This window comes from Rhodococcus sp. IEGM1428 (assembly GCF_050321865.1).
In the GTDB taxonomy this organism is placed as follows: domain Bacteria; phylum Actinomycetota; class Actinomycetes; order Mycobacteriales; family Mycobacteriaceae; genus Rhodococcoides.
In genome coordinates, this window is the sequence record NZ_JBNQFW010000004.1 from 348,851 (window position 1) to 373,054 (window position 24,204).

Here is a 24,204-nt window from a genome sequence, read left to right on the forward strand (position 1 = left end):
TGTGCTCCATCCGCTCAGCTGTTTTCAGGGAAACCGAGGTTGATGCCGCCGTGGCTGGGGTCGAGCCAGCGGCTGGTGACGGCCTTTCCTCGGGTGAAGAAGTGCACTCCTTCGGTGCCGTGTGCGTGGCTGTCGCCGAAGAGGGAGTTCTTCCAACCACCGAAGCTGTAGTACGCCATGGGAACCGGGATCGGCACGTTGATGCCGACCATGCCGACCTCCACCTCGTTCTGGAAGCGTCGTGCTGCGCCGCCGTCGTTGGTGAAGATGGCGGTGCCGTTGCCGTAGGGATTGTCGTTGATCAGCTCGAGCGCGTCGTCGTAGGTGTCGACGCGGACGACCGAGAGAACCGGTCCGAAGATCTCGTCGGTGTAGACGCTCATCTCGGGGGTGACGTGGTCGATGAGCGTGGGGCCGAGCCAGAATCCGTTCTCCCCGCCATCGGCCTTCACGCCGCGGCCGTCGACGACGAGAGTGGCTCCGGCCGCTTCGCCTGCATCGACGTAGGAGGCAACCTTGTCTCGGTGGGCTTTGGTGACGAGCGGTCCCATGTCTGCTCCGCGGGTGCCGTCGCCGGTGACCAGCGGCGTGGTGCGTTCGGCGATCTTGGCCACGAGTTCGTCGGCGATATTGCCGACGGCGACGAGTGCGGAGATGGCCATGCATCGTTCGCCTGCAGAGCCGAAGCCGGCGTTGACCATGGCGTCGGCGGCGAGGTCGAGATCTGCATCGGGGAGGACGACGGCGTGGTTCTTGGCACCGCCGAGGGCCTGGACGCGCTTTCCGTTGGCGGTGCCGGTGGAGTACACGTATTGGGCGATGGGGGTCGAACCGACGAAGGAGATCGACTTGATCTTCTTGTTCTCGAGCAGCTCGTCGACGGCCACCTTGTCGCCCTGCAGCACGTTGAACACGCCGTCTGGCAGGCCCGCCTCGGCCCACAGCTTCGCCAACCAGATGCTGGCACTGGGATCCTTCTCGGAGGGCTTGAGGACCACGGTGTTACCGGCCGCGATGGCGATGGGGAAGAACCACATGGGGACCATGGCGGGGAAGTTGAAGGGCGAGATGATGCCGACGGGTCCGAGCGGTTGACGGATCGAGTAGACGTCGACCCCGGTCGACGCGTTCTCGGTGTACCCGCCCTTGAGTAGATGCGCGATGCCGCAGGCGAATTCGACGACTTCCTGGCCACGCGAGATCTCACCGAGGGCATCGGAGAGAACCTTTCCGTGCTCGGCGGTGATGATCTCGGCGAGCTCGTTCTTCTTGGCGTTCAGCAGCTCTCGAAACGAGAACAGGATGGAGGTTCGCTTGGCCAGAGAGGTGTCGCGCCACGCCGGGAATGCGGCGGCGGCAGCGTCGATGACCGCCCGAGCGTCGCCCGTGTCGGCGAGGGCAAGTGTGCCGGTGACCTCGCCGGTCGCGGGGTTGGTGACGGGGGAAGTCCGGTCGGACTTGCCGGAGTAGGTCTTGCCATCGATCCAGTGCGCAATGACGTCGGTCAACGTTCGATCCTTTCCATCGGTGTGTCTCGAGTCTCACTGGTATCGATGCACATGTCAAAGGCCAAAGTCGCAGATTGCCGTGCATAAATGCACGGAGGGATAAGCTGGACGAGTGTTCAACCCAGACCACCTCCGCTACTTTCTCGAAGTGTCGAGGACGGGACGCCTGACCGACGCGTCTCGCACTCTCGGCGTGGACCACACCACCGTCGGTCGACGTATCACGGCCCTCGAAAAGTCGGCCGGACAGCGGCTTTTCGACCGAACCCCGTCGGGTTGGCGATTGACCGAGGCGGGGCGGCGGCTCGTCGGATACGCCGAAACCGTGGAGTCGACGCTCATCGCGGCGTTCGAGGATCAGACGTCCGACACCGGATCGCTGCGTGGCACCGTCCGTATCGCGGCTCCGGACGGCTTCGGAGCCTTCGTCCTGACACCGAAACTCGGCGTACTGCGGGACAAGCACCCTGATCTCGATATCGAGTTGGTCACCGCCACTGAGCACAACTCCTTGGCGACAAGAGAATTCGACATCGCCATCACGCTGGAGCGGCCGTCGCCGAGATTTGTCGTCACGCGCAGGTTGGCGACGTACTCGCTCGAGCTCTATGCCGCCGAGGAGTATCTCGCCGCGATGTCGCCGATCCACACCGTCGACGACCTCCGAGGCCACACGCTGATTTCGTACGTCGATGCGCTGCTCGATGTTGCGCCCCTGCGAATCCTGGACTCGATCCTGCCCGAGGGGCGCGCGCAGATTCAGACCAACAACATCACCGGGCAGTGGATCGCGGCGAGATCCGGTGTGGGAATTGCGCCGTTGCCCAGCTACATCGGCGAGCCGGACGTGGCGCTCACGTCGGTGCTGCCCGGCGTCGTCTCGGTCGAGCGGACGTATTGGACCGTGGTGCCGCGAGAGCTGACCGGTTTGGCGCGGGTGAAGGCCGTCGACGAATTTCTGCGCTCGGTCGTGACCGACGAGCAGCATCTCTTTCCTGTGCCGCAGTAACTACGGGAGAACTGCACAGCGCGAGATAGCCGGTGGCCGTTCGATTTTGGACGTTCCGATGAGACGGGCGTCTCGTGACGACCGACACACGTGACGGCCACCTCAATCGAGTAGGAATTGGCCTACTGGCGGGTAACAATCGGGTACAGCCAAGTCCGCACTGCGGATCCACTCGAGATTCTGGGGGAATCATGACAATGTTCGTAATGGCAGCCGTCGGCTTCGTAGGAATGGCAATCGCCCTGCTCAACGACGGAAGCGACATCGACTTCCGCAACCGTCAACTCGCGAGCGCATACCGCCAGCGCTGGGCCTGACACACCGGTTCTCTGCACCGGATGCGCAGTTGGCAAGATTCGTGGGATGTGGACACACCCCCGAGCGATCGGCTTACTGATCGGCTACGGCCTCGATCGCGTGTTCGCAGACCCGAAGCGCTGGCATCCGGTCGCGGGGTTCGGCACGACGGCACTGCACGTGGAACGAGTTCTCTACCGTGACAGCAGATCCGTCGGAGTCATACACGCGTCGACGCTGATCGGTTCGGCGGCCGCTATCGGTATCGCCTCGAGCCGCGCCGCCGCCCGCGTGGGTGCACCTGTCGAGACGGTTCTGGTCGCGGCTGCCACCTGGGCAGCGCTGGGTGGAACGTCGCTGTCCAGGGTGGGTGGGCGGATGGCCGATTGCCTCGACAGCGGTGAACTGGAGGGTGCGCGCGCGCTGTTGCCGTCGCTGTGCGGACGCGATCCGGAATCACTCGACTCCGACGGACTGGCGCGCGCCGCTCTCGAATCCATCGCAGAGAACACATCCGATGCCGCCGTGGGTGTCCTGGTGTGGGGCGCGTGTGCCGGAGTGCCCGGCATTCTGGCCTACCGCGCGAGCAACACGCTCGACGCCATGGTCGGCTATCGGTCCGAGAAGTATCTGCGCTTCGGTTGGGCCGCAGCGAGAATCGACGACGTCCTGAATCTGGTGCCCGCCCGGGCCACCGGACTGGCGACGGTACTGGTAGCGCCCCTGGTACACGGCTCACCCGTCGAGGCAGCAAAGATGTGGCGTCGCGACGCGTCGAAGCACCCCAGCCCCAATGCCGGTGTTGCCGAGGCCTCGGCTGCAGGCGCGCTGGGACTGCAACTCGGAGGCAGAACTCAGTATCGACACGGCGTCGAGAACCGCCCGACCCTGGGGGACGGGGTCTCTCCCACGGCGCGCGACCTTCGCCGTTCGGTCACGCTGTCGACCCGGGTGCAAGAACTGTCGGTGATCGCGTCAGCGATTCTTGCCGTAGCGATCGGCCAGGCGAGGATCCGACGGCACCGTCGGACGTGACGCAGCGCGCGCTCTGGCGCGCTTCTCGCGTCGGGTGGGAAGACTGAATTCTTCTTCTTCTTCGTCGGGTACGGGCTCGTTGTCGGGAGCGGGGTCCGGTTCGCCGGACATCGCGTCGGCCATCTCGGCACGAGACATGCGACGCTCCCTGATTTCGGCGCGAACGAAGTACGCCAGACCCAGCGGTGCCATGATGCCGAACGCCAGCCACTGCAGACCGTAGGAGAGGTAGGGCCCTGCATCGGTCTGAGGCAATTCGATCAGGCCCAGCCCGCCCGGTTGATCGTCGTCGAGCTGGAGGTACCCGTCGATCGCATCGACGCCGACCGCCGTGCCGATCTGCTCCGGATTGATGTTGTAGACCTGCAGGTGACCGTCTTCCTCGATCGGTTCCCGCGATGTGCCCTCGGCCTGACGCACTCGGGCGTTCAGCGTCACCTGTCCCGTAGGTGCGGGCGCGAAGTCGGGTGGTCTTGTGCCCTCCACCGGCAGCACGTACCCGCGGTTGACCAGTACGGTGGGCCCACCGTCGATCTCGAACGGGGTGATGACCTCGTACGCGGGCTGTTCACGAATGCTGCGCAGCCGCACCAGTGCCTCGGAATCGACATCGTAGGAACCCGTCGCGATGACGCGGCGCCATTCGTCGTCGGCCGGGAAGCCGTTGGCGGTGAGGATGTCCGAGATGGGTACCGGATCTGCGTCGACCGACCGGGTGATCAGGTCGTTGCGCGCAGAGGTCGAGGTGTTCTTGCCGAGCTGCCACGGAGCGAGCACGCTGAAGCACAGAAATGCGAACGCCAGCGCGACGGCGGCCAGCACCAACCACTTCGGACGCAGCAAGAACCCTAACTTCTCCACCCCACCACGGTAGCGGGGTCAGCCGGAGAGCTGAGACCGTGCCCAGTTCAACAGTCCGGGAACCGCACTTTCGATCTGCTCGCGCACCTCGGTGAACGCGCAGTCGGACGAGTAGTACGGGTCGGCGACCGACGAGTCGTCGGCGTCGGGATCGAACGATCGCAGCAGGGCCACTCGATCGGCCGGCGCGCCGAGCTGCAGCAGCGCCTTCGCATGGCCGGTGTCGAGCGCGACGATCAGGTCTGCCTCCAGATGGTCCGGTCCGACCTGCGCGGCCTCGTGCTCACCGTCGTAGCCGTGGGCGACGAGCTCGGCGACGGTGCGGGGATCGGCACCGTCGCCCACATGCCAGCCGCCGGTGCCCGCACTCGACACCCGCACTTCATCGGCGAGACCGGCATCGCGCAGATGCGCGGCGAAGACCTTCTCGGCCATCGGCGATCGGCAGATGTTGCCGGTGCACACGAACGTCACATGCAGTGGCTCGTTCACTGCCCTGCCACCGTGTTCTGCTCGAGCACCGCAGCCAACTCGTCCATGTTCGATGCGGTGAACGCGGCGTCGTCGCTCTCGCCGTCGACGCCGTAGCCCCACTCCACGTACACCGTGGGAATGCCGAATCGTGCTGCACCGTGCACGTCGTGGTCACGGTCACCGATCATGATCACCCCGTCGGTGCCACCGTCCGTGTGTTCCACCGGGTCGATTCCGAGATTGGACAACGAGTGCGCGATGACATCGGACTTCGCTCGTCGGGTGCCGTCGTTGCTGGCACCTCCGATGAACTCGAAGTATCGCGACAAACCGAAATGGTCGAGAATGCGAACGGCGAAGCGCTCCGACTTCGACGTCGCCACCCCGAGGCGCACTCCTCGGTCCTGCAATCGAGTCAGCACCGTCTCGATGCCGTCGAACGCGGTGTTCTCGGCCCAGCCCCGCTCGTCGTACCGCTCGAAGTACGCCGCCAACGCGCGCTGTGCGGCGTCCTCGTCCAGACCCAGCCCGCGCAAGGTGTCGATCAACGGCGGCCCGACAACCAGCGACAGCTGCTCTTCGGTCGGCTCGGGGGCGTCCACCGAGGCCAACGCATGGCGAAAACCGGCATGAATTCCCGGTGCGGAATCGGTCAACGTCCCATCGAGATCGAACAGGACAACGGACGCGGGGGTAACGGCAGACATGTTCGAAGCCTATCGGTGCGGCCTGCTCGGGAAAGCCTGCGGCTACGCTCGTCGCGATGTCCGATACAACTGCCGAACCCGACGCGCTCCTTCGTCACAGGCCGGATGAGCTCCTTCGTCACCATGGAGACGTGGAGGTCGAGTCCGGATTCGTCGACTTCGCCGTCAACGTGCGCGGCGACGGCCCGCCCGCATGGCTTCGGGACCGGCTGGCCACGGCGCTGAGTTCGCTGGGTTCGTACCCGAGCGCTGCGGCCGAGTACGCCGCACGAGAGCAGGTGGCCGCACACCACGGTCGCTCCCCGGACGAGGTGCTGCTGCTCAGCGGCGGTGCCGAGGGCTTCTCGATGCTGCAGCGTTTGGGGCCACAACTCGCGGCAACGATCCATCCGTCCTTCACCGAGCCCGATTGGGTGCTGGAACAGGCGGGTGTACCGGTGCATCGGGTTATTTTGCCGCCGCCTTTCGAGCTCGATCCGATGCTCGTGCCCGATGCCGCCGACATGGTGATCATCGGCAACCCCACCAATCCGACGTCGGTTCTGCACCCATGCGAAGCGGTTCTGAGCCTGCGTCGGCCCGGCCGAACGGTGGTGGTCGACGAGGCCTTCGCCGACGCAGTGCTCGGTTCCGGAGAATCGGTTTCGTCGCAGCGCTCGGATGACGTGGTGGTCCTGCGTAGCCTGACGAAGACGTGGGCGTTGGCGGGGTTGCGGTGCGGATATGCGCTGGGGCACCCTGACGTTCTCGCGAGGATGCAGCGCGGCCGCGCGCACTGGCCGCTGGGGAGTCTGCAAATCGAAGCAATCCGCGCCTGCACAGAACCGTTTGCCATCGATCAGGCACGTGCCGAATCCGAACGCATCGACCGCGAACGATCTGGGATGATCGGCCGACTGAGCGCTCTCGGTCTGGACGTCACCGGCCCGGCCCGAGCGCCGTTTCTGCTGGTGCGCTTCGAGGGTGCCGATCTGGTTCGAGAACGCCTGCGCACGATGGGTATTGCGGTTCGGCGCGGCGACACGTTCCCGGGGCTCGACCGTCACTACCTGCGCGTCGCGGTACGGGACTCGCGGCAGGTCGACATACTGGTGAATGCGTTGAGCACCGTTCTGTGAGGAGAGCAACGAACATGACAGTGACACTGGCGGACGTCATCGAGGTTCTCGACAATGCCTACCCACCACGCCTGGCCGAGAGCTGGGACTCGGTGGGCCTGGTGTGTGGAGATCCCAAAGCTGTTGTGCAGCAGGTTCTGTACACAGTCGACGTCACCGATGCTGTGGTCCACGAAGCCATCGCATGGGGTGCCGATCTGATCGTGGCCCACCACCCGTTGCTACTCAAAGGCGTCGACACCGTCGCGGCCGACACCGCAAAGGGGTCGGTGATCCACCGCCTGATCAAGGCCGACTGCGCACTGTTCACCGCCCACACCAACGCCGACTCCGCCGATCCCGGCGTCTCCGACGCACTCGCGTCCGCGCTCGGAGTGATCGACACCAGGCCACTCGACCCCATTCCTGCTCCCGCGCACGACAAGTGGGTGGTCTTCGTACCGGCTTCCGACTCGGCCGCGGTGCGACAGGCCCTGTTCGACGCCGGAGCCGGACAGATCGGCGACTACAGCGAAGCCAGCTGGCAGGCGACCGGTCTCGGCCAATTCCGTCCCGGCCCGAATGCGCACCCGACACTGGGCGTTCTCGGTGAGGTGCACACGGAGGCAGAAGATCGAATCGAAGTTGTTGCCCCCAAAGCGAAACGCGCGCAGTTGCTTTCGGCTCTACGTCACACCCACCCCTACGAGGAGCCCGCGTTCGATGTCTTCGAGTCCGCGGCATTGCCGTCGTGCACCGGCTTGGGACGCATCGGTCGACTGCCGAATCCGATGACCCTCGCCGAGTTCACCGACGTCGTCCGCGAAGCGCTACCTGCCACGACGTGGGGAGTACGCGCTGCAGGAAATCCCGAGGCCACGGTCTCGGTGGTGGCGATGTGCGGGGGAGCAGGCGATTCGTTCCTGTCTGCAGTCGCGCGAACCGACGCCGACGTGTACGTCACGTCGGATCTGCGGCACCACCCTGTCGACGAACATCTGCGCGCGGGTGGGCCCGCGGTGATCGACACCGCGCACTGGGCGTCGGAGTTCCCGTGGTGTGAACAGGCGCGCACCATCGTCGACGCCGCGTTCGGTGACACCGACGGGTGGAGCAGCAGGGTCACCGATGTGCGCACCGACCCCTGGACGCTGTGATCGGTGACCATCGTGACTTGTGAACCCCTGGCGACAGGCGGTCGGAGCCGATCCGGCTCTCTCGGTTTCGAGCAGCCGGTAGGGTGATCTCTTACCAACTTCCATAGTCGCAGGAGTCATCAAGCGTGAACGTCGATCCCAAAGTCCAGGCCTCGCTGCTCGAATTGGCCGGTGTGGATACCGAACTCTCGCAGATCGCCCACCGCCGCAAAAGCCTCCCCGAGCAGCAGGAGGTGGACAAGCTCGAGACCGAGCGCACCACCCGCAAGGACGCCGCGGTCACGGTGCAGATCTCGATGGACGACCTCGATCGGGACATTCGCAAACTCGAGGGCGAGGTCGACGCGGTTCGTCAACGCGAGGCTCGCGACAAGAAGATGCTCGAGAGCGGCACCATCGCACCGAAGCAGATGACGGAGTTGCAGCACGAACTCGGCAGCCTCGAACGCCGCCAGGGCATCCTCGAGGAGGAACTGCTCGAGGTCATGGAGCAGCGTGAGGCCAGCGAGCGGGACTATGAGCACGCCGGTGCGCAGCTGACGCAGATCGAGGACGAACTCGTCGACGCCGGCCGCCGCCGCGACGACGCCGTTGCAGACCTCGACACCGCCGAGAAGCGCAGCGCCGAGCGCCGCGAGTCCCTGGCTTCGGGGTTGCCCGCGGATCTGCTTGCTGTTTACGAGAAGCAGCGAGCTCTCACCGGCCGCGGTGCGGCATTGCTGCAGGCTCGTCGCTGCGGTGCTTGCCGGATCGAGCTCGACCGCAACGAGATCGCGAGCATTGCCAACAAGCCGGCAGACGCTCTGATTCGTTGCTCGGAGTGCAACGCAATCCTGGTGCGCACCAAGGAATCCGGAATTTGAGCCAGATGTCGCGGGTTGTCGCCGAGGCCGATGGAGGATCGCGGGGGAACCCCGGGCCCGCTGGATACGGCGCAGTGGTGTTCAGCGCCGATCGCTCGCAGGTGCTCGCCGAGCGTCGGGCTTCGTTGGGGGTGGCCACCAACAACGTCGCCGAGTACAACGGCCTGATCGCCGCACTCAGTGCCGCACGTGACGTCGGGGCCCGCGAGGTTGCCGTCCGCATGGACTCCAAACTCGTCGTCGAGCAGATGTCCGGGCGCTGGAAAGTGAAGCACCCGGACATGATTCCGCTTCAGCGGAAAGCGGCCGAACTGGCTCGCGGCTTCGATTCCGTCACCTACGAGTGGATTCCGCGCGCACAGAACTCGCACGCCGATGCGCTCGCCAACGAGGCGATGGACGCAGCGGCCGAGGGTGTGGACCTGTCGGAACTGCCCGATGCGGAGCCGGCCGCGAAGAAGGCCGAGTCGCCCGGGTGGACCGGTGCGATGGGGGAGCCCACGCGCCTGCTGCTGTTGCGGCACGGGCAGACCCCCATGTCGGTCGATCGGCGATACTCCGGCCGCGGCAATCCTGACTTGACGGAACTGGGTCAACGCCAAGCAGCTTCTGCCGCAACGGTTCTCGGTTTGCGGACCGACATCGACGCCATCGTGGCCTCGCCGCTCGCGCGCGCCCAACAGACGGCCTCAGCGACGGCCGACCGCCTGGGATTGCCCGTCACCACGGTCGACGGTCTCATCGAGACCGACTTCGGCGACTGGGAAGGGCTGACGTTCACCGAGGCCATGGAACGTCACCCCGAGGTCCACAAGGCTTGGCGCGGCGACACCTCCGTGGCACCACCGAACGGGGAGAGTTTCGACGCCGTACGTGTACGCATCGAAGCGACCCGTGACCAGTTGCTCACCGAGTACGCCGGAAAGACCCTTCTGGTGGTCACCCATGTCACCCCGATCAAGATGCTGCTGCAACTTGCGCTCGACGTCGGCCCGTCGCTGCTGTATCGACTGCACCTCGATCTCGCGTCGCTGAGTATCGCCGAGTTCTACCCCGACGGCGGGGCCTCGGTGCGATTGGTGAACGACACCTCGCACCTGGCTTCGCCGGCCTGAACCGAGGCTCGGTTCCGTGCACGGGATCCGGGCGACAACAGTGACAACAGTCTGGACTCGTCTCGCGAGCCGGGTGCTGCGGTGTAGACGATCACCCGAACATCGGAGCCTGCCGGCTGGAACACGTCCCCATCGAGGACCATCGACCCCACCAGAGGATGGTCGATGTTCTTGCGTGCTCCCCGGTAGACGGCCGGCCGAGCGTGGTGCCAACGATCGGAGAATTCGTCGCTGCGCGCTCGAAGGTCATGGACGAGGTTGTCGAGCTCGGCGTCGTCGGGATGCGAAATTTGTGCCACGCGGAGGTCGCCGACCAGCGCGTCTCGATACTGTTCCCGTTGCCCGGGGTCGACCCACATGGTCGACGTGTCCTCGGTCATCTCGAACCAGACCTGGTTGCGTGAATGTCCGGACAGGTCCATCGGATTGCCCATCAGAGCGGACCATGCCGCGTTCCATCTCAGCAGCCACCAATCGGCCGCGTACACCGCCGTAGGCCAGTCCTCGGCTCGGGCCAGCAGCCGATCGACGCTGTCCGGTACCGATCGATCGACGGCCGACGACGGTGCCGCGAGTCCGGCAGCTCGATACAACACTCCGGCATCGGCGAGGTCGAGGCCCAAGGCCCGAACGAGAGCAGCGACCACCGCCGCCGACGGATTCGACGCGCGACCCTGCTCCAGCTGGACCAGGTAGTCCACCGAGATTCCGGCGAGTGTGGCGAGTTCCTCGCGGCGTAACCCCGACGATCTCCGAGGCCTGACGGCCGAGACGGAGGGGACGGGTGCGCTGCGGTCACGCCAGCCACGGAGCACCGACGAGAAACCCGCCGGCCGGCGTCCCTGCTGCTCTACGGTCATCTCACCACTGTGCCACCTCGGCCACGGGCATCTTCTCGATGACGATCTGGGTGGTACCGGCAGACCTACCGACAAGCGGCATCTTCTCGAGGGGGCCGCCGCGCCTTAGCGTCGACGTCATGAGCACAATCACGATGATCACCGGCGGCAACAAGGGAATCGGCCACGAGACGGCGCGGCGCTTACAGCGTGCCGGCCACACCGTGGTCATCGGTGCCCGCAACCGTGAGCTGGGTCGTGCTGCGGCCGCCGACCTCGGCGTCACGTTCGTCCAACTGGACGTGACCGATCAGGGCAGCGTCGACGCTGCTGCGCGCCAGGTGCGTGCGGACCATGGACGCCTCGACGTCCTGATCAACAACGCAGGAATCACCGGCGCGTTCGTTCCGCTCGAACAAGGATCGGCGGATGACGCCCGAGACGTCTTCGACACCAACGTCTTCGGCGTCATTCGAGTGACCAACGCATTCGTGCCACTGCTGAAGATCTCGAACCATCCACGAATCGTCAACATCTCCTCGGGTGTCGGATCCATTCAGGACACCATCGAGCACGACTACTTCGACTGGCAGGTGGTACCGCCGATCTACGCGGCGTCCAAGACCGCCCTCAACATGCTCACGGTGAAGTACGCGCGCGCCCTCCCGATGATGCGAGTCAATGCCGCCGACCCGGCTACACCCGCACCGATCTGAACGCAGGCAAGGGTGCACACGACGTCACGCAGGGCACCGACGAAATCGTCCGACTCGCCACGATTGCCGACGACGGACCTACCGGCACCGTGGGAAACAGTCAGGGTCTGCTCCGCTGGTGACTCATCGACCGACAGGGCACGGTGCCGCTGCTCGCCGCACACGGTTGCCGCCGCGGTAGTGCTCGTGGCGTTGCGGACATTCGCTCTATGGTCGAGGCATGGGCGATGTCGAAATCCGGTTGGCGAGGTCCGACGAAAACGAGACGATCTCGGAACTCGCACTTCGGTCGAAGGCTTACTGGGGATACTCCGAGGATTTCCTGCAGGCATGTCGTGTGGAGTTGACGTACGACTCGGCTGTATGCGGATCGGGTCGGATGTGGGTCGCCGTCGTCGGTTCGTCCGGGTCGGAAAGCTCCGTTGTCGGTTTCAGCGTGCTCGGGGGTGAAGCGCCTGCGGGTGAACTGACGGCACTCTTCGTGGACGCGAGTTCCATCGGAACCGGCTGTGGTCGAAAATTGCTCGAGCACACGATCAGTGAGGCTCGCGCGCAGGGATTCGAGCGTCTGACGCTCGACGCGGATCCCGGAGCCGAACCGTTCTATCTCCACTTCGGTGCCGTCCGCATCGGTACTGCTGTGAGTGGGTCGATCGCCGGGCGAGAACTGCCACGGCTCGAGATTGTCTTGTGACGAGGGCCCGATGAGGCCTAGAACTGCAACGCGAGCCACAACCCCGCCACTGCGCCGACGATGGTCAGTGGAGTGGTGATGACGCCCAACACGGTGAAGGTGCGCAGGTCTGCCGGCTCGTCGTTGGCCGATGCGACGCGTCGCCACAGCATGATCGCCAGCGACCCGACGTAGGTGAGGTTGGGGCCCAGGTTGACCCCGATCACCATGGCCAACAACAACGCTGGGGGAGCGTCGGCGCCGAACGCGGCCAGTAATAGCAGGGTCGCGGGCAGGTTGTTGACGATGTTCGACGCCACCGCCGCAATGGCAGCCGCGGCCAGCAGGGACGCGAAGGTGGTGTCGGACGGCAGGATTCGCGCCAGCCAGTCGCCGATCGGGCCAGTCGTCACGCCGAGAACGACGATGCCGAGAAGAAAGACGAAGCCACAGAACGGCAGATCGGCGCCGCGCAGAATGGCGCGAGGCGTGGTGTGCCGAGCTCGAAGTGCCGGGATCGCGAGCGCAATCGACCCCACCGCAGCCACCCAGAACGGTTCGATATCGAACAGTCCCGCCACCGCAAAGCCGACGAGTGTCGCACCGAGGATGAGCAGCGTGCTGCGAGGTGCGGGTACGTCGTCGGTGCTGTGTTCGGTCGGGGTTTGCGTTGGTGTCGCGGTGCGGGTCAGATCCTTGCGGAAGAAGATCAGGAACACCGCCAGTTCGATGGCGACCGCGAAGATCCACGGCAGTGCCATCAGGGCCGTGAAATGCAGGAAGGTCAGTCCGGTCGCAGCGACGGCCAGCAGGTTGGTCAGATTGGACACCGGCAGCAGAGTCGACGCCGAATTGGACAGGTGCGCAGTGGCGTAACTGTGTGGACGCGGCGACATCCCCAGGATGCGAGCAGCACCGATGATGGCCGGTGTCAGCAGAACCACGGTCGCGTCGAGGCTCAGTACGGCTGTGGTTGCCGCTGCCGCTGCGAACACGAGGGTGAGCAGTTTGCGGGGGCTGCCCTTGGATCCGCGTCGTAGCTTCGCGGCGATCCAGGTGAACACACCGAGGGCATCCGACAGATGCGCCAGGATCAGGATGAACGCCAGAAATACCACGGTGGGAGCGAGTTCGAGTACCTGCTCCCGAGCGGCGTCGAGGCTGACCAGGCCGACGAGAAGAACAACTGCTGCCGCTGGAAGCGCGGCGACGATCTCGGGGAGACCGCGCGGGCGAACGATGGCGAAGACGAGAACGGCGGCGACCAATGCCGCAGCGAGAACGGTCACGCGAGAATCTTCACGAGAGTGCGAACGTTCCGCGTGGTGGTCGTGGCCTTGTACTTCGCCTTCGCCGTGGCTTTCCCGAACGTGCTGTCGGTGGTGTTGCCCTTGCGCACCTCCCAGTAGAGCACGCTGTTCCCCTCGGCAATCCTCTCGAGCTCGGGGTCGAGTTCTTCTGCAAGAGCGGACAATTCGGTCAAATGGCTATCGTCGCTACCGAACACCACATAAGGATGCCAGCCTTCCCGTTCGGCGTCGAACGGGTAGGACTCCACTATTGCCCCCAGTGCCGGGGCGTCGAGCACGACAACCCAGGCTCGGTAGCCGAACGCCTCGGCGAGCGTGCTTTCCACCTGTGCTTTCAGGGCGGCGGCGGTCAGCGGCGACTGCAGCAGTACATTGCCGGTCGCCAGAATCGTGCGGACATTCGTGAAGCCGGCCGAGGCCACAGCAGCACGGAGATCGACCATCTTGATGTTGATGCCGCCGACGTTGATGCCGCGCAGCAGCACGACCCATTCACTCATGGACAGAACTGTAGTGAAGCGCTCGAGAAAACCATTGAAGTCAGTAGTTAGTAACCAGTAACTTGAAGGCATGGCGCAGCGAGGACGGATGACAGGCCCGGACCGACGGCAGCAAATACTGCGGATAGCGGCAGACGAATTCGCGTCGTCCGGACTGCACGGCGGTTCGACCGACAGGATCGCCCGTGAAGCAGGGATAACCCAGGCCTACATCTTTCGTATATTCGGAACCAAGAAGGCGCTGTTCTCCGAACTGGTCGTCGCGTCCTTCGATCGGTTGGCGGACGGAATGCGCGAAGCTGCGGGAACGGACACCGGGCACAAGGCGTTGGCCGCGATGGGGGAGCGCTATTACTCCATGCTCGAGGATCGAACCTCACTCCTGCTCCAGCTGCAGGGGATCGCCGCGTGTGGCGACTCCGAGGTGCGGGACGCCGTTCGAGAGGCCTTCGGCCGGATGTGGAACACCGTCGTAGAGGTCACCGGTCTCGACGCAGTGACCGTCAAAGCATTTCTGGCGTTCGGCATGCTGCTCAACAGTGGCGCAGCCATGCAGATTCATGAGGTCGACCAACCCTGGGCGAACGGAGTGGGCACTCGCATCCAGGCCGGATTGTTCGACCACATCACCAGCGATACGAACCGGTGACCGCCGACGCCGAGGTCAGCGGGGAGCGCCTGTTGGTACCCGCGCTGGTGTTCGTCGGAGTGGTAGTGGCCGCTGTCGGCAGCCTCGGTGCACCGCTGATCACCAGTGTCGCAACCACATTCGATGTCTCGCTGTCGAGTGCGCAGTGGACGTTGACGCTGGCCCTGTTGACAGGCGCCGTGACCACGCCGCTGCTCGGTCGGCTGGGTTCCGGTCCGCATCGACGTGCGGCCATCCTCGTCACGCTCGCCGTCGTGTCGGTCGGCGGAGTTCTGACTGCACTGCCGCTGTCCTTCGCTTGGTTGCTCCTCGGCCGCGCGGCCCAGGGAGTGGGTCTGGCCCTGACCTCGATGTTGATGGGGGTTGCACGAGATCATTTGTCCAGCAGTCGGTCTGGTTCCACGATCGCGCTGCTGTCGGTTGCGTCGACGGCGGGTGTCGGAGTGGGATACCCGTTGTCAGGGTTTCTGACCGACCACGGTGGGATTCGCGCCGCCTACGGATTCGGTGCCGCTCTGACGGTCATGGCGCTGGTGGTTGCTTTGAAGGCTATTCCACCCTCGTCCCAGAAGCGGGCGACTCCACTGGACGTTCCCGGTGCAGTGCTGCTCGCGTTCGCCCTGACGTTCGTCTTGATTCTCGTGAGTGAGACCGCGCTGTGGGCGAGCCACGCCTGGACGGCGGTGGTACTCGGTACAAGTGCAGTGGTCGCGACCGCTATCTGGGTACGCGTCGAACTCTCGAGCCCGGCACCGCTCGTCGATCTCCGATTGCTCCGCCGTCGAGCTGTGGTCGGTGCGAACGGCGCAATGTTCTTGGGCGGCATCGGCATGTATTTGCTGCTGGCCATCACCACGCGTTACGCGCAGACACCCTCCGCGGCCGGTTACGGCTTCGGTCTCGACGTCTTCGCCGCCGGGCTGGTTCTGGTTCCGTTCTCGGTGTTCGGGTTTCTCGCGGGCAAGCTCGTGCCTCGTGCACTGCGTCGAGTGGGGCCGGGTAGCGCACTGTCGGTCAGCGCACTCGTCGTTCTGGCGGCCCTGGTCCTGTTCGCCTCCACCCGCACCGACATCGTGCAACTCTGCGTGGTGATGGGCATCCTCGGCGTCGGAGTGGGGAGTTTCTCGGCTGCCCTGCCTGCCGTCGTTCTGTCGGTCGTCCCTCCCGAGGAGACGTCGAGTGCCATGAGTATCACCCAGGTGGTGCGCAGCGTCGGATTTGCCTTCGGTAGCGCGATCGGTGGGCTCGTGTTGGCCACGGGGACCAGTGCAGGGTCCACCTTTCCCTCGGAGGGGGCCTACACGTCGGCGGCCTGGGTGGGCGCAGCTGTCACCGCTGCCGCGGCCGTCGTGAGTGCCACTGTTCTTCGTGGCCGGGCAGTCGCCGGACATCCGACGTGAGCCGGGTAGAGTACGCAACCGCGAACGAGTTGGCCGGACGGCTGCGGCTCGGAGGACCGGCGGATCGCTTCCGTCGCGCTTCGGGCCGAGGAAAGTCCGGACTCCACAGAGCAGGGCGGTTGTTAACGGCAACCCGAGGTGACTCGCGGGACAGTGCCACAGAAAACAGACCGCCTGCGGATCGGTTCTTCGGAATCGAACTGCAGGTCAGGGTGAAACGGTGCGGTAAGAGCGCACCAGCACCCCAGGTGACTGGGGTGGCTAGGTAAACCCCGCCCGGAGCAAGGTCGAAGGCTGCACCGCGCAAGGGGTGCAGCTGCGCAGGTGCTCGAGGGCTGCTCGCCCGAGCCTGCGGGTGGACTGCTCGAGGTACCCGGCAACGGTGTGCCCAGATGGATGGTCGTCGAAGTCGAACCTGCGAAAGCAGGAACGGCAGACAGGATCCGGCTTACAGGCCGACTCGTTCGCACTCACTTTTCTCGCAGTTCTCCTGCGGCGGTGCTCCATGGGGCACACTGGAAGTCATGACCGACGACGACACCTCCTGGTACTACGACATCAGCACCAAGCAGGTTGTGCAGGGCAAGGAGACCAACGCCCTCGACCGCATGGGCCCGTATCCGGACAAGGCCACCGCAGAGCAGGCGCTGAAGATCGCAGCTGCGCGCAACAAGGCCGCCGACTCCGACGACGACTGGAACAACTGACGGTGCTGCTCACCCGGCTGAGGGCTCCGAATTTCGATTTCGAGGCCATCAGATCCGAGTTCGGTCTGTCCGATGTCTTCGACGCAGCGGTGTTGCGCGAAGCGCAGAACGCCCGAGATCTGCACGCCGACAACAGGATCGATCGCACCGACATTCCCTTCGTCACCATCGACCCGCCCGGCTCGAAGGACCTCGATCAAGCTGTCCACATCGAGAAGACGTCCAACGGATTGGTGGTGCACTACGCGATCGCCGACGTGGGTGCGCTGGTGATGCCGGGGGGAGCGCTCGACGTGGAAACCCGCCGACGCGGCCAGACGTTCTATCTGCCCGACGGATCTGTTCCGCTGCACCCACGCGAATTGTCGGAGGGCTCCGGAAGCCTGTTGGAGGGACAGACTCGCTGCGCCGCGTTGTGGACCATCGAACTCGACGACGTCGGCGAAGCGGCTGCCTGGACGGTCACCCGCGCGCTGGTGCGATCTGTCGCACGGCTGGATTACGCCGGAGTGCAAGCCGACGTCGACGCGGGAACTCCGCATCCCTCGATCGCCGCCTTGGCAGAATTCGGATCGCTACGGGCGAGCGCGGCCAGACGCCGCGGAGCCATCGACATCACGCTGCCCGAGCAGGAAGTGGTGCCCGACGGGCCGGGCTGGCGCATCGTCCTGCAACCACGCACTGCGGTGGACGGTTGGAACGCGGAGGTGTCGCTGCTGACGGGAATGTGCGCCGCCAGGATCATGCTCGACGCCGGAATCGGCATCGTTCGTACCCTTCCACCTGCCCCGGGCGAGGCCGTCGAAACCTTGAAGAGGACCGCCGCTGCTCTCGGAATCGATTGGCCCGCAGGTGCGTCCGCCGGAGCGGTGCTGGCAGACCTGCCCGCCGACGAACCGTCGACACTGGCGATGATGAGCCAGGCGACCGGCTTGCTGCGCGGAGCGGACTACCTCGCGTTCGATCGCACGACCAGCGCTGCCGCCGGTGACGCAACGGTGGAGCATTCGGGAATCGGTGCGCCCTACGCCCACGTGACGGCACCACTGCGACGGCTGTCCGATCGCTTCGCCACCGAGGTGTGCCTGGCCGTCGTAGCCGGATCGGCGGTGCCGGACTGGGCGACGCAGGCCCTACCCGAGCTACCGGCGATCATGCGTGGATCCGATTCTGCAGCATCGAAGGTCGACCGTGCATGCGTCGACCTCACCGAGGCACACGTGCTGAAAGATCGAGTGGGCGAGACATTCGATGCGGTCGTACTTCGCGGTGCCGAGGGCAAGCGAGATGCCGAGGTACTCGTGTCGGATCCCATCGTCATCGGCAAGTGCGACGGCGAACCTCCTGCGGGGGAGTCGGTGACGGTCCGGTTGACCCAGGCCGACACCGACTCGCGCAGGATCGCTTTCGGCTACGCGCCCGTCACGGCCTGAAGCGGTCGGTCGCCTCGACGAGGTGGTGCACGATGCCCGGCTCGGCCGCTGAGTGCCCTGCGTCGTCTACGATCACCAGATCCGCGCCGGGCCATGCCTTGTGCAGGGCCCACGCACTCGTTGCGGGGCACACGACGTCGTAGCGGCCCTGCACGATGACGCCCGGAATGTCGTCGAGCAGATGCGCGTCGCGCAGCAATTGATCTTCGTCGAGAAAAGCATTGTTGCGGAAGTAGTGGTTCTCGATGCCGGCGAATGCACGCGCAAATCGGGGGTCCGAATTGTCCTGCACTGCATCCGGTTTCGGTAGCAAGTAGCTGGTGGCTGCCTCCCAGGAGGACCACGCCACCGCGGCCCTCGTCGCTACCTCGGTGTCCGCGGACATCAGCTGCCGGTGATACGCCTCGACGAGATTGCCGTCGCGTTCGCTCTCCGGAATGGGCGCGAGGAACTGCTCCCACAGATCGGGGAAGATGTTGCCGGCACCGCCGCCGTAGTACCAGTCGATCTCCGACGGCCGTACGAGAAAGATTCCTCGGAGGATCAGTCCGCGCACGCGGTCGCGGTGCGACTGGGCGTACGCCAGTGACAGCGTCGAGCCCCACGAACCGCCGAACACCAACCACGTGTCGATTCCCAGATGCTCCCGGAGCTTCTCCATGTCCGAGATCAACCGATCGGTGGTGTTGACCGACAGATCGGCACCGTCGGCGATGTGCGGGGTCGACTGCCCGCAGCCCCGCTGATCGAACAACACGATCCGATAGGCCTGCGGGTCGAAGTAGCGCCGCTGCAGCGGATTGGTGGCACCGCCCGGACCACCGTGCACGAACACCACCGGCGCACCGTCGGGATTGCCCGAGGTTTCCCAGTAGATCCGTTGGCCGTCGCCGACATCGAGGTGGCCGGTCTCGGTGGGGTCGATCTCGGGGTAGAGAGAACGCATCCTAGAAGCCCACCAGACCCGACGCCAGGTCCGGAATGTCGAGCGAACGGATGGCCTCGTCTCGAACGTCCGAACACGTTTCCTTCGTGACGTCGTCGACGATCGCTCGGTTCTGCACCACCTGCAGGTTGATGACGCCACTCTGCGCCGCCCAGGTCTGCACCAGAATGTTCAACCCGCCGCGGCCGAGCGTGGGCCCCTGCACGCGCCAATTGGACAGCTGCGCTTCCAGATCGGTGCACAACTGCTGCTTCTGGGCATCGGTGATCACCGCTTCCGCGGGAGTCGTGGTGACCGTGGTGGTCGGCGCGACCGTCGTCGAGGACGACGAACCGGTGTTGGTGGTATCGGTGCTGCAGGCGCCCACGAGAGTGAGCAGCGCAGCCGCACCGGCCAGTGCGACTGCGCTTCTACCTGCGATGGACGTAGTACCCCGTCTGGTTGTCATGGCCTCGAGTGTGCCATCCGAACCGGAAAGATCAGTAGCTGTGTTCGGGTCCGGGGAACACGCCCGAGCGCACCTCGGACAGGTACGTGGTTGCCGCAGTGCGCAGTGAGTCGCCGACGTCGGCGAACTTCTTGACGAACTTCGCGGTTTTGCCGTTGGTGTATCCGGCCATGTCCTGCCACACCAGGACCTGTGCGTCGCATTCGTTGCCCGCGCCGATGCCGACCGTGGGAATCGTCAGCTTTCGGGTGACCTGACCGGCGATGTCGGCGGGAACCATCTCCATGACGACGGCGAACGCACCGGCCTCCTGAACCGCGATGGCGTCGGCCACCAGCTGCTCGGACGCGTCGCCGCGGCCCTGCACCCGGAAGCCGCCGAGGGTGTTGACACTCTGCGGGGTGAAGCCCACGTGGGCCATCACCGGAATGCCTGCAGCGGTGATGGCGGCGATCTGCCCGGCGACGCGCTCGCCGCCTTCGAGCTTGACCGCGCCTGCGAGGCCCTCCTTCATGAACCGGACTGCTGTCTCGAGAGCCTGCTGCGGTGAGGCCTCGTAGGTGCCGAAGGGCAGGTCTGCGACAACGAGAGCGTGCGGCGCTCCGCGTACCACTCCACGGACCAGCGGAAGCAGCTCGTCGACCGTGATCGGGACGGTGGTGTCGTAGCCGTAGACGACGTTCGCTGCGGAATCGCCGACGAGGAGCACCGGAACACCGGCTTCCTCGAAAATGCGCGCACTGGAGTAGTCGTACGCGGTGAGCATTCCCCAGCGCTCACCCTCTGCCTTCATCTGCAGCAGGTGATGGGTGCGGGTCTTGCGGGTCAAACCGGTGGCGGGTACGTCCTGGGAAGAGCCGCCGTACACAGCAGTTTCGGACATCTTTGTCCCTTTCTGGTCCTCGAGGCCCGCTCGGCGGGTCCCCGGGATGGGGTGTGATGACATCCAGAAGTCTGCCACCGCGCACGACCTGCCGGAGCGCTCCGGGCAGTGCAATTCGTCACACTCGATCGGGTTACGCGTAGTCCCGCCATCCGTTGGTGATCGGCATCCGGCGATCGCGCCCGAAGGCGCGCGAGGTGACCTTGCTGCCGATCGGATACTGACGCCGCTTGTACTCCGACGCATCGACCTTGCGGAGAATGTCCGCGACCACCACCGGGTCGAAGCCGGCCGCGACGATGTCGTCGAACCCCTGATCGTTGTCGACGTACCTGAACAGGATCGCGTCGAGTTCGTCGTAGTCGGGCAACGAGTCGGTGTCGAGCTGTCCCGGTCTGAGCTCGGCGGACGGCGGCTTGTCGATGCTGGAATCGGGGATCGGAGGAATGTCTCCGCGGTCGGCAGCGGACTTGTTCCGCCACCGCGCCAACTCCCACACGAGCGACTTCGGTACGTCCTTGATCGGCGCGAAGCCGCCGACCGCATCGCCGTAGATGGTCGAATAGCCAACGGCCAGTTCGGATTTGTTGCCGGTGGCCAGAACCAGATGGCCGAATGTGTTCGACAGTGCCATCAGCGTCATGCCGCGGCAGCGCGCCTGAATGTTCTCCTCGGCCAGTCCGGTCAGGTGCAGCTGGTCGACGAAGGAGTTGACCATGTCGGCAATGGGCTCGACGCTGAAGTGGATACCGGTGCGCGACGCAAGATCTTCTGCATCGGTGCGGGAGTGACCCGAGGAGTACGTCGACGGCATCGACACTGCGTGCACTGCATCGCTACCGAGGGCGTCGACGGCGATGGCCGCAACCACCGCCGAGTCGATTCCACCCGACAGTCCCAGAGTCACCGAACGAAAGCCGTTCTTGTGCACATAGTCTCGCAAGCCGGTCACCAGAGCGCCCCACACCTGTTCCTCCGCGCAGGCAACGTCGGAGAGAAACGGCTCGGCTCGCTGCCAGCCGGTGATCGCGACGTCGGGCAGCGGTACCCGATCGATGCTCCAACCGGGTACAGCTTCGGCGTTCGGACGTGGATCGGTGGGCGCGTCCACGTCGACGATCAGCAGATGTTCGACGAATTGCGGGGAGCGTCCCCACGTGGAACCGTCGGGACCGATGACGAAGCTCGCCCCGTCGAACACCAGCTCGTCCTGTCCGCCGACCACGTTCACGTAGGCGATCGGGACGCCGATCTCGTTGGCCCGGCGCGCGGCGATGGAGTGCCGTACCTCGTTCTTGCCCTGCTCGAAGGGGCTGGCGTTGAGGCAGAGCAACATGTCGACACCCGCTGCCCCGTAGGCCGCTACCGACCCGCCTGACTGCCAGATGTCCTCGCAGACAACAACGCCGAGCCTGAGCTCGTTCACCTCGACGATGCTCAAGCGCGATCCGGGAGCGAAGTAGCGGGCCTCGTCGAACACTCGGTAGGTGGGAAGGGAGTGCTTGTCGTAGCGAGTTGTCACCCGTCCGTCGACGATCACCGCGGCGCTGTTCCGCGAGCCCTCGGCATCGCGATCGAGGTAGCCCACCACCACGATGCGGTCGCCGCATCCGGCGTCATCGAGCGCAGTGGCCAATTCGGTGAGTGCTCGGGCGGATGCGGCGGCGAACGACGGCCGAAGAGCCAGATCCTCGACCGGGTATCCCGTCAGAGCCATCTCGGGAAACAGCACCACGTTGGCACCGTCGTGAGCGGCGCGGACCGTCCACTCGACGATTGCGGCGGAGTTCGCCGCGAGATCGCCGACGACGGAGTTCGTCTGGGCAAGGGCGAGTCGGAGGGCCTGCACCACGTAGACGCTAGTGCTCGGCGGCCGTCCCTGCCGGGCAGCGAGAATGGAGTGCGGTCGGAAAGACCTGGCACGATCGTGCCATGAGAACGCGCACCAGGAACACGGCCGTGGCGCTGTCCGCAGTTGCCGTGTTGCTCGCAGGCTGCTCCGGCTCCGAGCCCACCGCCGCACCGGAGTCATCCACTGGGCCCGAGGCATCGTCGCCGGCATCGGTTGCCGGTCCGGTTCCCGCGGGTCTCGAGGCGTTCTACAACCAGACTCTCCAGTGGGAGTCCTGCGATCGGTACAACACCGACGGTAGCGAGCTGGGCGACTCCGTCGAGTGCGCGATGGTCACCGTGCCGCTCGACTACGCCGATCCCGCGGGCACGACCATCGAGGTCGCCATATCCCGGACCCGGGCGGCAGGCGAGAAGATCGGATCGATCCTGATGAACCCCGGCGGTCCCGGCTCGTCGGGTTTGTATCTGGCCACGCAGGCCGACGGCACCGCCGTTGCGGACCGCTTCGATCGCGTCGGGTTCGATCCTCGCGGGATCGGGGCCTCCGAACCCGAAGTGCGCTGTCTGACGTCCGAGGAGGTCGACGAGGAACGCCGCGAGCCGGACGTCGACGTCAGCCCCGAGGGCATCGCGGCCACCGAGGCCGAGCATCGCGACTATGCGGCCCAGTGCGTCGACCGCACCGGAGCCGATGTGCTCGAGCACGTCGGCACCAGGGAAGTGGTGCGCGACATGGACGTCATCCGGGCAGTTCTGGGGGACGAGAAGCTGACCTACGTCGGCTACTCCTACGGCACCCGCATCGGCACCGCGTACGCCGAGGAATTCCCGTCGAACGTTCGGGCGATGGTGCTCGACGGTGCGCTCGACCCCGATCAGTCACCCGTCGACGAGGCAGTCGCCCAGGGCGCGGCGTTCCAGACCGCGTTCGATCAGTTCGCCGCCGACTGCGCACAGACCGACACCTGCCCGCTCGGAACCGATCCGGCTCGAGCCGTCGCACAGTTTCGATCCCTGTTCGACCCACTGATCGACCAGCCCGCCGAGACGACCGATCCACGTGGCCTCAGTTACGACGACGCGATCACCGGGGCTCAGCAGGCCCTGTACTCGCAGCAGCTGTGGCGGCTGCTGCGGGCGGGATTGAACGAACTACGCGACGGTCGAGGCGATACCTTGCTCCGTCTCGCCGACACCTACTCCGGGCGGCTGGAGGACGGTAGCTACACCAACATCGACGACGCGTTCAATGCCGTCCGATGTGTGGACGGACCGCCGACCACGGACCGAGCAGCGGCCGACGAGGCCGACGCCCGGTTCCGCGCCGCCGCGCCGTATCTGGACGACGGCCGAGCCACGGGCAACGCGCCGCTCGACCTGTGCGCGTTCTGGCCGGTGCCGAATACGAGCGACCCGCACATCGTCGATGTCGAGGGCCTGCCGACGCTGGTGGTGGTGTCGACGACCAACGATCCGGCCACTCCGTATCAGGCCGGAGTGGAACTGGCTGCGCAGCTGCGCGGCAACCTCGTTACCTACGACGGCACCCAGCACACGGTGGCGTTCTCGGGCGTGGGCTGCATCGACGATCCGCTGGTGAACTACCTCGTCGATCTGGTCCCGCCGGGTGACGGATTGCGCTGCTGACCTGCTACCTCACCAGCCGCGATGTGGGCAGAGAGTTTCACGAAGTGAGACTGAATTCACGATGTAACACAGATTT

The 24,204-nt window shown here is 65.3% G+C and carries 25 protein-coding genes and 1 other RNA gene; 15 read left to right on the forward strand and 11 right to left on the reverse strand.

The genetic code is table 11. The features are described 5' to 3' along the window. Positions 1-14: 14 nt before the first annotated feature. Entirely contained in the window at positions 15-1,508 is a 1,494-nt protein-coding gene (locus ACQR3T_RS19875; RefSeq protein ID WP_032379117.1) for a CoA-acylating methylmalonate-semialdehyde dehydrogenase, read from the reverse strand. Between the two features lie 112 nt (positions 1,509-1,620). Between ACQR3T_RS19875 and ACQR3T_RS19880 the strand changes: the two genes are divergently transcribed. The 3 genes from ACQR3T_RS19880 to ACQR3T_RS19890 all read left to right on the forward strand — a co-directional run bounded on the left by ACQR3T_RS19880 (position 1,621) and on the right by ACQR3T_RS19890 (position 3,849). Then, positions 1,621-2,517, forward strand: a complete 897-nt coding sequence (locus ACQR3T_RS19880; RefSeq protein WP_094619972.1) for a LysR family transcriptional regulator — start codon at positions 1,621-1,623, stop codon at positions 2,515-2,517. Between the two features lie 191 nt (positions 2,518-2,708). Beyond that, positions 2,709-2,834, forward strand: a complete 126-nt coding sequence (locus ACQR3T_RS19885; protein ID WP_254925408.1) for a hypothetical protein — start codon at positions 2,709-2,711, stop codon at positions 2,832-2,834. 46 nt (positions 2,835-2,880) lie between these two features. Then, on the forward strand, positions 2,881-3,849 hold the full coding sequence (locus tag ACQR3T_RS19890; RefSeq protein WP_428694594.1) for a cobalamin biosynthesis protein: 969 nt from the start codon (positions 2,881-2,883) through the stop codon (positions 3,847-3,849). Here ACQR3T_RS19890 and ACQR3T_RS19895 read toward each other — a convergent pair. Genes ACQR3T_RS19895 through ACQR3T_RS19905 form a run of 3 tightly spaced genes read right to left on the reverse strand, consistent with a single transcriptional unit; the run spans position 3,790 to position 5,891 of the window. After that, positions 3,790-4,710 carry an SURF1 family cytochrome oxidase biogenesis protein gene (locus tag ACQR3T_RS19895; protein WP_428694595.1) on the reverse strand — a complete coding sequence of 307 codons (921 nt, stop codon included), beginning with the start codon at positions 4,708-4,710 and terminating at the stop codon, positions 3,790-3,792. The two genes, ACQR3T_RS19890 and ACQR3T_RS19895, sit on opposite strands and share 60 nt — an antisense overlap. Before the next feature lie 18 nt (positions 4,711-4,728). Further along, positions 4,729-5,202, reverse strand: coding sequence for a low molecular weight protein-tyrosine-phosphatase (locus ACQR3T_RS19900; protein WP_428694596.1), 474 nt, complete (start codon positions 5,200-5,202; stop codon positions 4,729-4,731). Then, a complete protein-coding gene (locus ACQR3T_RS19905) occupies positions 5,199-5,891 on the reverse strand; it encodes an HAD-IA family hydrolase (protein WP_428694597.1) in 693 nt (230 codons plus the stop codon). The genes ACQR3T_RS19900 and ACQR3T_RS19905 overlap by 4 nt, the downstream gene beginning before the upstream one ends. Before the next feature lie 56 nt (positions 5,892-5,947). On the opposite strand from ACQR3T_RS19905, the gene cobC reads away from it, so the two are divergent. The 4 genes from cobC to ACQR3T_RS19925 all read left to right on the forward strand — a co-directional run bounded on the left by cobC (position 5,948) and on the right by ACQR3T_RS19925 (position 10,123). Beyond that, a complete protein-coding gene (gene cobC / locus ACQR3T_RS19910) occupies positions 5,948-7,009 on the forward strand; it encodes an Rv2231c family pyridoxal phosphate-dependent protein CobC (protein WP_428694598.1) in 1,062 nt (353 codons plus the stop codon). Between the two features lie 14 nt (positions 7,010-7,023). Next, entirely contained in the window at positions 7,024-8,145 is a 1,122-nt protein-coding gene (locus ACQR3T_RS19915; protein WP_428694599.1) for a Nif3-like dinuclear metal center hexameric protein, read from the forward strand. Positions 8,146-8,270: 125 nt separating this feature from the next. Beyond that, positions 8,271-9,008, forward strand: coding sequence for a zinc ribbon domain-containing protein (locus ACQR3T_RS19920; RefSeq protein ID WP_032379110.1), 738 nt, complete (start codon positions 8,271-8,273; stop codon positions 9,006-9,008). A gap of 5 nt (positions 9,009-9,013) precedes the next feature. Then, entirely contained in the window at positions 9,014-10,123 is a 1,110-nt protein-coding gene (locus ACQR3T_RS19925) for a bifunctional RNase H/acid phosphatase (protein WP_428694720.1), read from the forward strand. Here ACQR3T_RS19925 and ACQR3T_RS19930 read toward each other — a convergent pair. After that, the gene (locus ACQR3T_RS19930) at positions 10,057-10,983 is read right to left on the reverse strand and encodes a helix-turn-helix domain-containing protein (protein ID WP_428694600.1); all 927 of its coding nucleotides are present in this window, start codon (positions 10,981-10,983) and stop codon (positions 10,057-10,059) included. The two genes, ACQR3T_RS19925 and ACQR3T_RS19930, sit on opposite strands and share 67 nt — an antisense overlap. 119 nt (positions 10,984-11,102) lie before the next feature. Between ACQR3T_RS19930 and ACQR3T_RS19935 the strand changes: the two genes are divergently transcribed. Together ACQR3T_RS19935 and ACQR3T_RS19940 are read left to right on the forward strand one after the other, a co-directional pair. Beyond that, positions 11,103-11,678 (forward strand): SDR family NAD(P)-dependent oxidoreductase, encoded by a 576-nt coding sequence (locus ACQR3T_RS19935; protein ID WP_428694601.1) that lies wholly within the window; start codon positions 11,103-11,105, stop codon positions 11,676-11,678. A 220-nt stretch (positions 11,679-11,898) separates the two neighbouring features. After that, a complete protein-coding gene (locus tag ACQR3T_RS19940; RefSeq protein WP_428694602.1) occupies positions 11,899-12,372 on the forward strand; it encodes a GNAT family N-acetyltransferase in 474 nt (157 codons plus the stop codon). Between the two features lie 17 nt (positions 12,373-12,389). Here the strand turns inward: ACQR3T_RS19940 and ACQR3T_RS19945 are convergent, their stop codons facing one another. Continuing rightward, positions 12,390-13,640 carry an SLC13 family permease gene (locus tag ACQR3T_RS19945; protein WP_428694603.1) on the reverse strand — a complete coding sequence of 417 codons (1,251 nt, stop codon included), beginning with the start codon at positions 13,638-13,640 and terminating at the stop codon, positions 12,390-12,392. Further along, a complete protein-coding gene (locus ACQR3T_RS19950; protein ID WP_428694604.1) occupies positions 13,637-14,161 on the reverse strand; it encodes a DUF1697 domain-containing protein in 525 nt (174 codons plus the stop codon). The genes ACQR3T_RS19945 and ACQR3T_RS19950 overlap by 4 nt, the downstream gene beginning before the upstream one ends. A 70-nt stretch (positions 14,162-14,231) precedes the next feature. Between ACQR3T_RS19950 and ACQR3T_RS19955 the strand changes: the two genes are divergently transcribed. From ACQR3T_RS19955 to ACQR3T_RS19975, 5 genes are all read left to right on the forward strand, one after another. Then, on the forward strand, positions 14,232-14,810 hold the full coding sequence (locus tag ACQR3T_RS19955) for a TetR/AcrR family transcriptional regulator (protein ID WP_428694605.1): 579 nt from the start codon (positions 14,232-14,234) through the stop codon (positions 14,808-14,810). Beyond that, positions 14,807-16,210 carry an MFS transporter gene (locus ACQR3T_RS19960; RefSeq protein ID WP_428694606.1) on the forward strand — a complete coding sequence of 468 codons (1,404 nt, stop codon included), beginning with the start codon at positions 14,807-14,809 and terminating at the stop codon, positions 16,208-16,210. Before ACQR3T_RS19955 ends, ACQR3T_RS19960 begins: the two co-directional genes overlap by 4 nt. A 25-nt stretch (positions 16,211-16,235) precedes the next feature. Further along, positions 16,236-16,677, forward strand: an RNA gene (rnpB, locus tag ACQR3T_RS19965) — RNase P RNA component class A. Positions 16,678-16,734: 57 nt separating this feature from the next. Next, complete coding sequence (locus ACQR3T_RS19970) at positions 16,735-16,917, forward strand: hypothetical protein (protein WP_032379104.1); 183 nt, start codon at positions 16,735-16,737, stop codon at positions 16,915-16,917. A 2-nt stretch (positions 16,918-16,919) separates the two neighbouring features. Further along, positions 16,920-18,350, forward strand: coding sequence for an RNB domain-containing ribonuclease (locus ACQR3T_RS19975; RefSeq protein ID WP_428694607.1), 1,431 nt, complete (start codon positions 16,920-16,922; stop codon positions 18,348-18,350). Here ACQR3T_RS19975 and pip read toward each other — a convergent pair. From pip to ACQR3T_RS19995, 4 genes are all read right to left on the reverse strand, one after another. Further along, positions 18,340-19,296: a prolyl aminopeptidase gene (gene pip, locus ACQR3T_RS19980; RefSeq protein ID WP_428694608.1), complete on the reverse strand. Its 957-nt coding sequence runs from the start codon at positions 19,294-19,296 to the stop codon at positions 18,340-18,342. The two genes, ACQR3T_RS19975 and pip, sit on opposite strands and share 11 nt — an antisense overlap. Position 19,297: 1 nt before the next feature. After that, entirely contained in the window at positions 19,298-19,744 is a 447-nt protein-coding gene (locus ACQR3T_RS19985) for a hypothetical protein (protein WP_428694609.1), read from the reverse strand. Positions 19,745-19,775: 31 nt separating this feature from the next. Then, a complete protein-coding gene (gene panB, locus ACQR3T_RS19990; protein ID WP_032379100.1) occupies positions 19,776-20,627 on the reverse strand; it encodes a 3-methyl-2-oxobutanoate hydroxymethyltransferase in 852 nt (283 codons plus the stop codon). 133 nt (positions 20,628-20,760) lie between these two features. Next, the gene (locus tag ACQR3T_RS19995) at positions 20,761-22,476 is read right to left on the reverse strand and encodes an NAD+ synthase (RefSeq protein WP_428694610.1); all 1,716 of its coding nucleotides are present in this window, start codon (positions 22,474-22,476) and stop codon (positions 20,761-20,763) included. An 83-nt stretch (positions 22,477-22,559) separates the two neighbouring features. On the opposite strand from ACQR3T_RS19995, the gene ACQR3T_RS20000 reads away from it, so the two are divergent. Next, positions 22,560-24,128, forward strand: a complete 1,569-nt coding sequence (locus ACQR3T_RS20000) for an alpha/beta hydrolase (protein ID WP_428694611.1) — start codon at positions 22,560-22,562, stop codon at positions 24,126-24,128. Positions 24,129-24,204 lie beyond the last annotated feature (76 nt).